This is a genomic window from Parabacteroides sp. AM58-2XD, assembly GCF_003463685.1.
Lineage (GTDB): Bacteria > Bacteroidota > Bacteroidia > Bacteroidales > Tannerellaceae > Parabacteroides > Parabacteroides segnis.
This window is the reverse complement of the sequence record NZ_QSDP01000029.1, coordinates 1-14534: the sequence shown is the minus strand read 5'-3', so window position 1 is coordinate 14534 and position 14534 is coordinate 1. Positions and strand designations below refer to the sequence as shown.

At 40.8% G+C, this 14534-nt stretch carries 14 protein-coding genes; all 14 read right to left on the bottom strand.

Going from position 1 to position 14534, the window contains the following annotated elements:
• Nucleotides 1-7 precede the first annotated feature (7 nt).
• The gene (locus tag DXA15_RS26180) at nt 8-517 is read right to left on the bottom strand and encodes a hypothetical protein (RefSeq protein ID WP_233567049.1); all 510 of its coding nucleotides are present in this window, start codon (nt 515-517) and stop codon (nt 8-10) included.
• Complete coding sequence (locus DXA15_RS26175) at nt 514-744, bottom strand: hypothetical protein (protein WP_233567047.1); 231 nt, start codon at nt 742-744, stop codon at nt 514-516. The genes DXA15_RS26180 and DXA15_RS26175 overlap by 4 nt, the downstream gene beginning before the upstream one ends.
• A gap of 29 nt (nt 745-773) precedes the next feature.
• Nucleotides 774-1505 carry a hypothetical protein gene (locus DXA15_RS26170; RefSeq protein WP_233567045.1) on the bottom strand — a complete coding sequence of 244 codons (732 nt, stop codon included), beginning with the start codon at nt 1503-1505 and terminating at the stop codon, nt 774-776.
• A gap of 35 nt (nt 1506-1540) precedes the next feature.
• Nucleotides 1541-1810 carry a 6-bladed beta-propeller gene (locus DXA15_RS09125; RefSeq protein ID WP_233567043.1) on the bottom strand — a complete coding sequence of 90 codons (270 nt, stop codon included), beginning with the start codon at nt 1808-1810 and terminating at the stop codon, nt 1541-1543.
• Between the two features lie 122 nt (nt 1811-1932).
• Complete coding sequence (locus DXA15_RS09120; protein ID WP_128133835.1) at nt 1933-2730, bottom strand: DUF4469 domain-containing protein; 798 nt, start codon at nt 2728-2730, stop codon at nt 1933-1935.
• Between the two features lie 38 nt (nt 2731-2768).
• Nucleotides 2769-4193: a transglutaminase domain-containing protein gene (locus DXA15_RS09115; RefSeq protein ID WP_128133834.1), complete on the bottom strand. Its 1425-nt coding sequence runs from the start codon at nt 4191-4193 to the stop codon at nt 2769-2771.
• Between the two features lie 11 nt (nt 4194-4204).
• The gene (gene lepB, locus DXA15_RS09110; protein WP_233567039.1) at nt 4205-4936 is read right to left on the bottom strand and encodes a signal peptidase I; all 732 of its coding nucleotides are present in this window, start codon (nt 4934-4936) and stop codon (nt 4205-4207) included.
• A gap of 196 nt (nt 4937-5132) precedes the next feature.
• Complete coding sequence (locus DXA15_RS09105) at nt 5133-6680, bottom strand: O-antigen ligase family protein (protein ID WP_233567037.1); 1548 nt, start codon at nt 6678-6680, stop codon at nt 5133-5135.
• 11 nt (nt 6681-6691) lie between these two features.
• Nucleotides 6692-7552, bottom strand: coding sequence for a hypothetical protein (locus DXA15_RS09100; RefSeq protein WP_128133833.1), 861 nt, complete (start codon nt 7550-7552; stop codon nt 6692-6694).
• Nucleotides 7549-8181 (bottom strand): hypothetical protein, encoded by a 633-nt coding sequence (locus tag DXA15_RS09095; protein ID WP_128133832.1) that lies wholly within the window; start codon nt 8179-8181, stop codon nt 7549-7551. The genes DXA15_RS09100 and DXA15_RS09095 overlap by 4 nt, the downstream gene beginning before the upstream one ends.
• Nucleotides 8178-8738, bottom strand: a complete 561-nt coding sequence (locus tag DXA15_RS09090; protein WP_128133831.1) for a 6-bladed beta-propeller — start codon at nt 8736-8738, stop codon at nt 8178-8180. Before DXA15_RS09090 ends, DXA15_RS09095 begins: the two co-directional genes overlap by 4 nt.
• 102 nt (nt 8739-8840) lie before the next feature.
• The gene (locus DXA15_RS09085) at nt 8841-9203 is read right to left on the bottom strand and encodes a hypothetical protein (RefSeq protein ID WP_128133830.1); all 363 of its coding nucleotides are present in this window, start codon (nt 9201-9203) and stop codon (nt 8841-8843) included.
• Nucleotides 9204-9283: 80 nt separating this feature from the next.
• A complete protein-coding gene (locus tag DXA15_RS09080; protein WP_128133829.1) occupies nt 9284-10966 on the bottom strand; it encodes a RagB/SusD family nutrient uptake outer membrane protein in 1683 nt (560 codons plus the stop codon).
• A 16-nt stretch (nt 10967-10982) separates the two neighbouring features.
• The gene (locus tag DXA15_RS09075) at nt 10983-14075 is read right to left on the bottom strand and encodes a TonB-dependent receptor (protein ID WP_128133828.1); all 3093 of its coding nucleotides are present in this window, start codon (nt 14073-14075) and stop codon (nt 10983-10985) included.
• Nucleotides 14076-14534 lie beyond the last annotated feature (459 nt).

The window sequence follows — 14534 nt, the reverse complement described above, 5'->3', positions numbered from 1 at the left end:
AATCTGCTTATTCTACCATAAATAAAGCTCCGCTTCCTCCCTGCAAATCCACTTGAAAATAGGTCGTATCATCTTCTTTGCCTATAGCCTCCAGTGATTCTTTTTTACCTGTCTCCGGATTAATCCAATAACAGTTTGTGGCACCGGCTTCAGCTAAGTCTATACCCAACCGGACACGCTGTGTCAAAGGAGCAGCCTCTTCCTCCAACTTCGAAGCATACCCGTTGGTGACCATGAAAAACGTCTTTTCGCCTTCCTTGAAGAAGCCCGGGTCACCCTGCTCTTCCTTCGGTATGACATCAAAGAAACCAACATACAAATCGGCACCTTCCTCCGGCTCCGACACGATCCTGCCCTCAGCCTTTTTCAAGAACGAAGCCTCCGGATTAAGAACGGAAATCATCCCCGGTTTGCCTTCCGTATATTTAGTGGTACCCGGCACATAACGGACATCGGTTGTTTTCAAACGCACCAAATAATCGCCAATATGCAGGCTCTCGCGATTGCAACGGTTCACCCAATCCATGTGTTTGGTCGGATGCCGGGCATCCCCTGTTCCAGCAATAGCGACCAGTCGGTCGGTGCCGTTTGTCCTCCATAACCATCCCCTTGTAAGAAGCGGAACCAGTTCAGCCACTTCCCGCCGAACGTCCAGGTCATATAATAATACAGGCGCAATTGCGATTCAGTCAGTTTGTAGGTGCCTTCGTTTACAAATCCCAGCGAATATTGTCCGAACGCCATATAATCTTTCTTGTTACCTTCCCATCCGCCTAACGCCAGATCGCGGTATTCGGCAGATGCCCGGCCATGTCTTTGGCTCCTATATAATTATCCTTATCCCAGGTATGGAAATAATACCAATCGTAGGTCAGCAAATCCGGCTTGGCAAGTTTGATGTAAGTAAGCATATCCGTCCGGCTCCACTGCCCGGCGAATTGATTGTTATGCAACAAGGCGTCCGGATACAAACGGCGCGCCACGTCATACCACTTTTTCAGTATCTTCGCCACGTCAAACGAGTAGTTTTCTTCGTCACCGAAACAGATCGTAGTCAGTTTGTCCAGGTACTTCAACTGATCTTCCGAAAGGAACCCGTTCTTCTCTTCATAATCCGTCGGTTCTTTCTTCAACTGATCGGCATGAGGCGCTTTGGCTATTGCCCACTGGCTATCGGGAAATTCCTTGAAATAAGAAGTGTTGATCAGAGGCGGTCCGTAAAAAGTAGGCCCAGTAAACCCCGTCAGCTTCCAATCCGGAATCGACAGGTTATAGGCTGGCTGCCCGGCTTTTCCACCCAATTCATAATTATCGGTAGCCACCCAACACTGCAACTGCAACCCATGTTTGATCAACATACGGCTTGCACGATATGGTTCCGGTTCAACCACTTCTATTCCCGGTTCATCCGGTTCGTCCGTTTCCGGTTCCTCTTTTATCGGATCGTTATCGTCCGAACAAGACAGCATGAACAATGCCGCCAATAACATCCAATGTTTCTTCATACACTTTCTATTTGATTACTGAATATGTTTTTATTTTAAATAATATTACTCCTCCGCAGTTCTTCGTATGGTTGAACTTCTTTGGCATCTTCGGGCCAACTCCTGTCGCCCAAATCAAACCGATATTTAGGGAAGAAACTGCCATCCGCTTCATCCATTTGATAAACCGTATAGTCCAATGCTTTTGTATAATAAAAATCCAATTGAAAGGAAGAAAACGGATATCGGCTACCCAAGTCGAAACTATTCCATGAGGCGGGAATCATGAAAGCCTTCTGCTTCGTCTCCATCTTTTCAGATTTCATTGGGGGATAATTTAATCATAGGTCACACTCCACGTTGCTGTCAACTGAACAGACGTACGCCTGTCGATCAAACAGAAGCGCCTCTGTCAGTCGAACAGGTGTACGTCTGTCGATCGAACAAATTATTCGATTTCCGGACGGTCGCTACCTCCACCGTTGCCAATACGCAAAGCATGCTCGTATTCAATCACACGCGGAGCCTTCAATAAGGTATTGCTATTGGAATACTGCGTGACAATACGGAGCGTATATGTGCCTTCGGCCAATTCTGCCGGCACACGGGCAATCACTGTCTTCGGATCATTCTGTGTCAAGCGACGGGTAACTGCCGTTTCCACGCCTTTCGAATCGATAAAGAATACACCGACACCTTCAGCTTCTCCAGCAACCCGGATCTTTTCGCCGGAGATCAAGATATCGTCGCCCGGTGTCATCGAACCGTCGGTCAAGCCGGTAGCCGTATCAGTCACCAAACCGATACGCGCGGTACTGTCTTTCACGCCCAGCACTTCCAAGCCAACTACCGAAAGAGCTTTCCGCAGCTCGGCAGAAGGACTTATACTGACTGAAACCTTATGTTTCTCAGGATTATACTTCTCAGTAGAACTATTCCATACTCCCCCCACACTCGGTGAATAGAGGGCAACCCCGGTCAATACGCTGGTGCCGTTTTGCAACAATTCACGGATAATACGGTCGTGCTGGTTGATGACAGACAATAAAGTATCATACTTTATCTCAGAACCTTCCTCGATAATCTGTTTCGCGATGTCTTCGTTGCGTGATGTTTTCCCTACAGTAGATACTTCTGCTGTGTAATCGTTCTCTACGTCTTTGGTAAGCAGGTTCAAGTTCAACCATACTTTCCAGAATTTTGTGAATGCACTCATGATATTATAATTTAAATTAAACGCAACCATAAAGTTACGCTGGTTATATATTCATTTGGATTTTCTTATTACCACCAAATCATTTCTCCTTTATTCAAGGTAAAACATCGCCCTACGAACTTCTTGTCTTTGTCTGCCAAATACAGCAAGGCATTTTGAGGAACTTCCGGGAAAATAATATGATTATTAGTTGCAATTTCAGTGCCGATATATTGCCATTGGTTAGCATTCCAATAAAAAAGAGAATAAGCTTCGCCATTAACAGGCCTTTTACGTGCTTCGCCGGAATACAGGCGGTCGAAAATATCTTTCGGTAATCGATCTTTGTTGGCCACAGCAGTTGACATTTCGGTCATTAAAGGTAATAGATAAGATACTACACATCTTTCCGTCGAATCATCCGCTGTCAAAAATCTTTTTTCACCTACCCTATCCACTATGAAAGGGCGATCAATCGGATATATATTTCCTTTTCGATAGACAACCGGCATGTAGAGCATTTCATTCTTCACATCTTTAAAAGTCGCTATCCTATTTTGATACGTATCAGTATAGGCTGTGGCCGTCCAGTCATCCGAATAGACAGCAAGATAAACCGATTCTTCCGCAGGAATCGTATCTGTAACCTCTATCTCCACATCCGATACAGGCAGATATTCGGCCGTCACATCCATCATTCGACAGTCTGATAAAAAAGGTGGCAAATCATCCATTGAAATATGCCCTATCAACTGTTTTAACTTTTTATTAGCAGAGAATGTTTTTCTATACACTTTTCCCGGATAACGTGCAGGATTCATCCTTTCGGGGTTTTCAAAGTTATAAATCCGGAAAGGGTCGTATGCATATACCCCTTTTTCACGTCCCATAAACGGAATCATCTTCCCTTCTATATAAACCACATTCCATGAATGCCCACCGGTCGTATTTCCCCAACAGGGACTAAAATCAATCGTACAAGGATAACCTAACGCCCTTAACGGATACAACACAGACTTTGCCATGTGGTAGCAATCGCCTTTTGTCAACGTGTCCAAATAACTCCACGACAAATAGCGGGCAGGTATCTCTCCGTAACTAAAAGAAAAATCCTTACTCAGCAATGCGTTAACCGTATCACACACTTCCACTACATCCAAAGTGTTCTGAAACGAAAATTTATCCAAACATATCTCCCGCCAATTTTCCAACGGTTCGTCTTCTATGACAGGTGGAAGCAAATATTCTTCAAACAAGCTAAACGGAATATAAGAAGTTTCCAGCCGTTTCTTATAAGTACTTACTGCCCTTTCAATGTCTTGAATTAAAAAAGATTTATCGATTGTCAAACATTCCAATTTTTCAGGAGGCAACTGTTCCTGCAAATGCAAATAGGCATAAAGACACAAAGAATCTCCGGAACTACGAAAATAAACTTCGATTTCCTTGTCATTTGTCTTCACGCATCCGGCGAAAACAAACGCTAGCACCCAAAACAAATATTTTATTTGCATATCTCCAAGCTTTATAGTTTTTTACCTATTCGACCATATCGAAGCCGTTTTGTTTCAGGATCAACCGAATAGCAAACAAACAACGACTTACCCACAATGAAATCTTCGGGCAATAATCCCCAATGGCGAGAGTCATTCGAATTCATCCAGTTATCGCCCAGCATAAAATAGTAGTTCTTCTTGAACACATAATAATCCAATTTTCTTCCATTGAAAAAAAAGGTCGAATCCTTATATTCCAAATCCATCCTCGTTTCATAATCCATACACCGCCAATACAACATATAATTATCTTTATTTAAAGGTATGGTATCTCCTTGCTTAGGTATATAAATTGTCTTTCGCGAACCAAGTTTGCTATCCACATCCCATTTTCCTTCCTCCTTCAAAAGAGTATCTCCCGGAAGTCCCACACATCGTTTTATATAATAATTACCTGTATTGTATATCATCCTCCAACCATTATCTACAAAAGGGAAATTGAACACAACCAAATCATTTCGCCGAATAGCCGACAACGGGAAAATCCGTTTTACCGAAACCGTATCCCGGTCCGTATGCGCCAATCTCCAACCGGGGATGAACTGGCACGAAACGACATAGTCGCCTTTCAACACCGTCGGCATCATCGATTCCGACACGACATGCGAGAAAACAAACACCGAAGAACCTGCAAACAAAAAGATATTTGCCAACAAGAATACGATTCCTCCTATCATATATAAAGTCCTACGCTTCATCATTATAAGGATTTATGTTCTTTTATCAATTTCTCCATCTCCTGTTGTATATTGAAAGCCAACTCCGACTGGATGCGAACTTCTTTGTTCACTATATGTTCTGCCCACTGAAGAGCTTGCTCTTTTTGTTCATATTGAAGGTATAAACGGGCTAGAAAATAACAAGGCAGAAGACGTTCAGGCACCAAATAATGGCCATTCAAAAACAGTTTTCCGCCCGTTTGAAATCATCCAAGCTTTGATAATTCATTCCGGCTAATATATAAGGGCGTAAATCACAACAATACGATTGCAGCTGATGGATCGCACAATTAGCTTCAAAGTATCTTTTTTCAACAATCAAGGCATCTATATAATTGGTCAAATACAAACGCTGATCGCGCAAATAACGATAACCTTGTTTAAATTCGTTTGTATAAACAGCTTTATTCCATACTTTCAATGCTTCATAATGCGCCAACCTGTTTCCAAACAAAAGGATAGACAGGCAGAAAAACAACAACATAGTCGTTTTAGCTACCCAAAGGTTCGGACATCCCAACGTTATTCCCGCCTTCTCAGATTGTACTGATAATAAAAAAGCAAATACGATCAAAAAAGGTAACAATCTGAGCGGATAAGAAAACAAAGAAAATATAAACAATACGATCAATGAACCGGTAACTCCTTTATGGGTACAGCGACTGTTCCGCAAAGCCATATAAAAAATAGCGATAAGGAATAAAACCCCTCCAATGCCCAACTCCACCCCTATATGGATAAATTCATTGAACGCATATTCCGGACAATCTGCCAACTTTTCATCCAAGGGGAATATGCCCGGTGTGGTAAAACAGGCAATCTGTTTCAATCCGTATGCTGCCGAAAAATTCCCCAAACCGACACCGGTAAAAAAGTGTTCTGCCAATACCTGGAGAGATACGAACCAAACCTGAAAACGCCCGAACACCGAGTTACTTTTCAATATAAACAAGAAATAAATAACAATAGTAAAAGTGATAAAACATAAAATAACCCAAACAATCTTTTGCCAGTTTTTTATCTGTTTCATTTTTTCAAACCATCCATAATGCGATACAACGACATAAAGAGTACCGCCAAAAGAAGCAATCCATGCCGTCCTACTCATAGAAGCAGGCAAAGCGGCAACAAACAGCAAAAGTAAAAAGACCAATAAGCCTTTAATTCTTTGTTTCTCTTCATTCAAAAAAGCATATACTGCCAACGGAACACAAATGGCCAGAAAACCACCAAAAGGCCCCGGATTCAAAAAACTTCCAGTGATTAAAAAGTTAGCATGATAAGAAGGCAAAAGCCTATATATTTGAAGTATTCCCCAAACGGCCTCTATGCCTCCCACTCCCAATAAGGTAAACAAGACCGGACGTACCGACAATCTTTTCACAACAAAAGCATACCGAAAACAGATATAATAGACATATAGCAAAATCGACAAGCACAAATACGTTTCAGAGATGGATGTCGATAAATAATAATTGACAGCCAAATAAGAGATAAAAAGGAAAAGGATCATATCCAATACAGATACACGAAACAGTTTGCCTCCACCTTTCCGGAACAAAAAATCCAAAACGGTAAACAACAAAATCACAAATACAGTCAGATAAAACCAACCGTACCGGTAATAAATGGCACCATACGCCCACTGGTTGTTGACAACAACTACAGCCAACAAAGGAGCGACAAGGGCTATCGTATATAAGTATTTCCAGATAATACCTTTCATATTTTTACATTTTAAGGAAATCGATACTCCTGTTTCAAAAAGTCTTTATCGCAACAATTTCCCTTTGAATATTCATAATGCGGGTAACGAAGCGAAGCCCCTTTAGGAATGGTGGAACGTATCACCACCTTTCGCCCGTTCGGAAGCAACAAGGAATCCCCCTTTTCCAATTGCACATCCGTTTTATAGTCCGCCCATATTTCTACAGCATCACGAATAAAAAAAGTTGTATCGCACAACTCCACATCGCTTTCAAATGTGGCTGTATTACGTATGTAACTGACAAAACTATCCCAATACATTTCATTCATACCAATGATGTCGTCCGGATACATGGCAAACAGGAATGGGAACTTTTCGCCTTTCTTATAGACAAATGTATAAGGGGTTTCTGTCTCCGGATACATTTCTGAATAGAGTTCGTCCGCTTTAATCGGGACAATCCTACATTTCTTCGGCATAGCCGCAGCGACATCCGGATGGTCGCTTTCACCTATCTGAAACAGAAGGACATTATCACTACCAGCTCTTTTTATCAATTCGTTCAACCAATTAAAGAACTTCACTAAACAGGTCGAACATATATTCACGTCGTACCTCACCAAAATATAGCTGTCTTTGGGTTGAGAAGCAAGAAAGGACGAAATTCGTTGATTCATAACCAGCGGCTTATAGGTTGCCTCCTGATTCTTCCGCAGGATATAACCGAGATAATGGTTGATTTCTTCATAATTGGCATTCGAAACCACCAGATCAGAATTTTTCCTTTCTAAGCGAGCAATACGAATCTGCTGATAAACCGTTTTGTACAACAAATAACCGTTTAACAGGACAAACAAAACGAGTAAGGCTGATATAACTGTATTTTTCATTTAAATCGACTCAAAAGTTTATCGTAATCGTACAACACCAATACCGGATTGTCTTCTTCTTTCAGATTTTTATATAACTCTGGTACTTCCGGGTGATTGGTGGTGCGAATTTTATCTTCCCACCTATATAGTTCCTCTGTTGTCAAATACCGGATCAACGCATCTTCTGATGTGGACATTATATTATGATAAAACAATGACAATGGATTTGAATTATACTCTGTTCGGTATAAATATCCTTTATTGGATGAAAAGTTCCAAAAGATAGCATCAAAGTATCCTAATCCTGAATATTGTAAATGCAAATAATTATCTGTAGAAAATAAACGATCTATTCCTATTGAATATCCATTTTGATTTAACTTGCCTTTTGCTTCTGCAATTATAAAATAAGGAGCATATTCATCCACAACCTCTTTAGAGGTATATTTCAATCCTGTCTCAAGAATAAACTTAGGAACAAACTGTTCTTTGGTCCACTGATAAATCGTATCGGACAATAACCTAGTTGCATAAAAATTCTTTCCTATACAATAATTCGCTTTACCTAAAGAATTACTGTTATCTCCTATACCTAAATAGGGTAAATGATAAGATTGGATAGTTACTTCATTCTTTTCATCATTCAAAACCACATAATTATATAACTTGTTGGAGAGTTATTAGGTTGTATCAAAATATGTCTCTTATCCAAAAGATTAACATGTGAAACTAAAATGTTTTTATGATTAATTTGAACCTTACTCCTATTCAGATAAGTACCATCCAAAGTATATCGTACCATATATGAAGTAGAAGCATCGTATATACAAATACATTTTTGAAAAGGATCAATATAAAGATGGGTTGCATTTACGTATTCTTCAGGACCAGGTCCACGTTTCCCTATGCGTTGAAGGAATTTACCAGAACAGTTGAATGCAAAGATTTGCGCATTCATATCCAATAGAAAAATTTTACCTTCAAATATTTCAAGCTGTTTTATCTCTCCTCCTACCAAACAGCTATCCGTCGTCTCCAACGGCACGAAATGAATGGAATTAAGAACATCTGCATCTGTTAACTTTTCAATCTCACCTTCCTTGATACTGATCGTTTGCAAATCACAAACCGTTTGTCCTTTCTGATTTTGCCCCGAACATGCAATCAGAAATATATAGAATATAGAAAATAATAAATACTTCATAGGATTTCTTTATTCATTATTACTACATGTAACTGACGTTGCTTTGAATTTATTACACACTATCATTAGGGATTAATAAATCAAAACAACGTCAAAATAGGATTAAAGAACCTGAAATGGTTTATCTAAATGCTTTTTATCACAACAATTTTGAGGCGAATCTGAACATACAGGAACTTGAACATTAATTTTAACTTCTCCGCCACCTACAATATTTCCGATAAAGCTAGATTCACCATTTACCTTTACATACCCATCTATAGCTTCGCGAGATTCCCAATCTTCCCTATACCCTATTTGATACTTAATTGGATCACATCCCGCATTACTAGTTCTAGTTATACTTGCCTGAGCATCCTTTACTTCCAGTGAATCACTCCTACCATCCTGTACCACAAAGAATACATTAACACCAGCTAAAACAACAGCCATCATTACTCCTAATAAATACATTACTTTTTTCATAACCGTTTAATTTAAAGATTAATAATTTATTATCGAATGAATAGCAGGAGGAGCCCCCCTCCTACTATTCTAAGAATTATTTACCAACCCGAAGTCTGTTCAATATTCGGATTTGAGTTCAATTCATCTTGCGGGAGAGGCCATGCATCGTATTTCGGGAATGTACATGTACGGTTTTCCAATCTCACATAATTGTCTGTCGCCGGATTGTAAGCACCTAAAGCCGTACCATTCATAGTCTCGTTACCGATGCCCCAACGACGAATATCCCAATAACGTTTATTTTCAAAGCAAAGTTCGACACGACGTTCACGACGATACAGTTCACGTACTTTTTCCTGTGTATTGTAAACCGCCTTGTTCATATTCGGCATACCGGCACGGTTACGAATCATATTGATGTATTTTTCTACATCCGGATTCTGCCACTCACCGGTTTCAACCAAAGATTCTACATAGTCGAGCAATACTTCGGCATAACGATAGTAAGGATAGATCAAAGAACCACCGGAAGGGCGAGGACGGTCTTGTTCATCCAGGAACTTCTTTAAAATATATCCTGTTTTTACCGCACCTACTGTACCCACATTATTTGCTCCACCATCTTCAAACGGCTTATATTCGAAACCAGAGATAGAAGTATTATCATTCGGCACGATAACAGTTGCATACAAACGCGGGTCACGAGGTTTGCATAACGGGTCGTGTTCAAACTTCGTGCGTTCGTCTGCAGGCAGATCTTTCAATGCAACGCCTTCGGCTGTTTCATACTCGTCTACCAACGATTTCAACACGCCGGAAGCCCCCTGACCACTCAAACTCTGGGGAGCATTACGGAACCAGGCTTCAGAGGCAGCACCATTTTTGTAAATGATGAATTCCTTATTCTTATGGCCAACATAAGTAAACATACCGCTATAATGCCTTCCTACATAGTCATTACTCATATCCGGATCATAATACAGTTCATAGCCCATACCTCCACTTTTGGCTTCCTCATTAAGTGCAAAGAACTTTTTACAAGCCTCTTTCACCACATCATATCTTTTAAACTGAAAATTCACATCAATTTTCAGCATCAATGCATACGAGCGGCACATACGAGAACGGCGGCTGTCATCGAACACCCAAGGGAATACATCTCTATTGGTGATGGCGATAACTTCATCCAAATCTTTGTTGATGAAATCGAGTACCTCATCCACACTGTTCCTTCCTTTATAAATCTCGGTACCTTCCAACGACTTATCTACAATTGGAATACCATCGTGATATCCATAGTACATCAACAGACGCATGTGGTGCCAAGCACGCCATGTTTTGGCTTCTGCAATCATACGTTCACGTTCATTTTCATTGATGAAGTATGCACTGTGTACATGCTCCAAGAAGCGGTTGCAACGGCGGATACACTTATAGAAATCAGACCAGAAGTCACTCACATAACCACCGGTTGTAGCTGTAGCAGTACCATTCCCTATTTGAGCGATTTCACCTTTGAAGTTTCCTGCCCAATGCATATTGTCCGTCATACCTTCCATGTGCATCAAAGCCATATAAGGAGAAGCGTAATAATAAGAACCACCGGGCCAAACAGCACACGCTCCTAAAGCACTGCTACATTCTTCTTGCGTTTTCCAGAAATCTTCATCCGTGATTCCTGTCGGGTGGTCGTTTGTCAGAAAGTCTTCACAACCACAAAGTAAAAAAGAGGAGGCAAACACAGCCAACATCTTTTTATTTAATACATTATTTAATTTCATGACGTATATTCCTGTTTTAGAAGTTCAAATTAAGACCAAAAGAATACGTTTTCACCATTGGGTAAGAACTCATCTGCCCCTTTCCTTCCGGGTCGATCAAATCGTCCTGTGCAAAAGTAAACGGGTTTTGTGCATTGACATACACACGGATACTCTGGATACCCATCCTCTTCAAAGCCATCTGGTCGAATGTATACCCCAATTGGATATACTTGATACGGCAATAGCTTGAATTGAAACGCCAGAAATCGGATTGGCGGTGGTTGTTACCATAAGATGCATTCGGAGCCAAACGCGGATAGCGTGCACCGGTATTGGTCGGTGTCCAATAATCCATTTGGGCAGTGATTGGTGTCAAACCATCCCCTGTAATATCCAATCCGTATGAGAACGGAGCTGTATAGTAAGATTCCGAACCGCTTACGCCTTGGAACAACGTTTCAAAACTCCACTTCTTCCAATTCAACGAAATGTTGGCAAAATAGTTCAACTTCGGCTGATCATCACCACGTACCACACGGTCATCAACTGTAATACTACCATCCTTATCGGTATCAATATAGTGGATATCACCCGGCTGCTGCCCGTCATAGATAACCACCCCTTCTTTCGGGATCCAATTTCCGCTGGCATCTTTCGTGAAGTCGCTTTCCTGCAACAATCCATCGGATGGATAAACATAATAACTGTTCAAAGCATATCCCTCTGTATGGATACGGGTACCGTTGTCATACGGGCCACCAAACAACTCTTCGATTTCATTTTCATTATGGCTCAGACCACCATGGATGTTAAACGAGAAGTCTTTCGTCAATTGCTTTCCGTAATTCAGATCCAATTCCCAACCACGGTTTCTCAGTTTACCGGAGTTTAATAGAACTCTCTTGTTTTTACCCAAAAACGTACCACCGATAAAAGATGTTGGCGGTGCAAGAATCAAATCGGTAGTCAACTTGTTGTAATAGTCGAACGTGATATCCAAATCCTTAAACAAGGTCATATCGAAACCGACATCCAACATACGAACCGTTTCCCAAGTCAGATTCGGGTTACCGAATTCCGTTTCAGTACCGTCGCCTGGACTAATCAAATTCTGGTATTTGTACAAGCCTATGTTTTCATTACCCAACATACCATAAGATCCTCTGATCTTCATGTGGTTGACAAATGACAATTCCTTCATGAAGTTTTCCTCCGTCACGTTCCAACCGGCACCTATAGAGGGGAACACACCATATTTATGCCCTTTTCCGAAACGAGAAGATCCATCACGACGAATCGTACCTTCAAACAAATAGCGATCGTTGAATGTATAGTTGGCTTTGGCAAACAAAGAAACCATTGACCACCGGTCCCAGTTTCCACTATTGGTTTGTTCTTGGTTATAACCTCCCAATACGAATAAACGATGTTTATCTTTTTCTAAGGTATATTCAACCGTACTTCCTAAATAGTAATAAGAACTACGGTTTTGAGAAGCATTGTTGATAGCCCCCCATGTTTGCAAGAACACATCCGTTTCGTAATCGAAGAAGTTATAAGAACGGCGTTTTTCTGTATTAGCCGAACTGCTGACACGGTAAGAATATTGTCCACGGACGATCAACTTCGGAATGATCTCCCAACGAGGAGCAATATTGATACTTACGTTATCCTCCAAGGCTTTGAATTCACCACCCCGTTCAATCATGGCTGCCGGGTTGCGCTGCTCCGGACGGTTACCATAAAAAACAACATCGCGTCCCTCTTTCATCGGATAAACCGACATGACATTAGACGGTGTACGATAAATGAACTCTAGAATCTTGCTTGCATGGTTACCACCACGATACATCGGTTCGTAACGGTTCGTACGGTACGCATTGAAGTCCATGTTGACAGAGAGGTTATCCAACAAATTGACCGACGTATTGGCACGGATATTCAAACGGTCTGATTTTGCTTTTTCTATCAAACCCTGGTTCTTCAACCAGTTAACATTCAAAGCAAAACGGGCAAAGTTACTACCACCGGATATACCGACAGAGTGGTTTTGGATGAAACCGTCCTTAAACATATAATCCGCCCAGTCCGTATTCGGATACTTGATCGGATCTGTTTGGTTGCGAGTAGCATCGATAGCCTCTTGCGAATAAGTCGGATCACCACCAATATTTTGCTGTGCAATATTGGTCATTTCCATAAAAGTAGCGCCATCTACAAATTTGGGCAAATAAGTAGCTTTTTGAACACCGACATATCCATTATAGCTAACATTTACTTTACCCGGCATACCACGCTTGGTCTTTACCACGATGACACCATTGGCTGCGCGGGCACCATACATGGCAGCAGCAGCGGCGTCCTTCAAGACGGTCATACTCTCAATCGTATTCGGGTCAAGATTATTCATATTCATCGGAATACCATCCACCAACACCAACGGGTCGTTGTTTGTGTTAAGAGAAGAGATACCACGAATCTTGATCACGGCATTGTCGGCACCCGGAAGACCGGTTCTCTGTGAAACGTACAAACCAGTGATACCCCCCTGCAAAGATTGTGACAAAGAAGTAATAGGTTTTGTTATCAAATTAGCTGTTACGTTCAATGTAGATACGGCAGAAACGGAGTTCAAACGCTTTTCTTCCGACATACCGGTTACGATTACTTCATCCAATTCTTCCGAGTCGGCCGTCATAGCGACAGACAAGTTACTGATTTGACGGGATACAACGTATTCGTAATCTTTAAAGCCAATGTATTTAAACACCAATATATCTCCTCTTTTGGCTTTGATACTGAAATAACCGTTTCCATCGGTAATCGTACCCAATGTTGTACCTTTTATGACTACATTCACACCTGGCAATGACATAGGTGGTTCTACATTTTCCATGACCTGCCCCTGGATAGTCCATTCACGGTCGTCAGTAATCTCATCAACCCCTGGTTGATTACCCGAGAATGTATTCTCTACTGTAATATCGCCCCCAGCAAATCCAACAGGCGAACCGGCAGCCCACAAACTTGGTCCTCCTCCTAGCAAAGCACTGCTCAGCGAAACAAATAAAAGCGAACGCTTTAAAACTTTTTGATTAGATAACAGAAAAAAAACTGTGTTCTTCATAATGTTATTATTAATAGTTGATTAAATTCATTTTCTGTTTGTAGCAAAGGGTCATAATTTATCTGATGATTAACAACTGTTCTTATAACCCTGTTTGAACTGTGATAATTTTTACTTTCTCCTAATAGCCCTCCTTTCTTTAATTTAGATTAACATTACTGAGGGCGAAATTACAGTTACCACAAAATTCAATGGGAGCAAATCAGATTTAACAGAAGATAATATTGTACTTGAAGGGAGAAAAATTGGTTTTTATAGGGATAAAACTGTATCAAACAAAACACAATCGACTAACTAACAGCACATTAACCAAAACACAATAATACTGTAGTTCTAGGAGAACTATGTTAATATGGGCAAATATAACGTATTTTTATTCATTTTTCTAATAATATTCCATAGTTCTATCAAAAAGAAGAGAAACGAATGTGTTATAGATTGTATATATTACATAACATA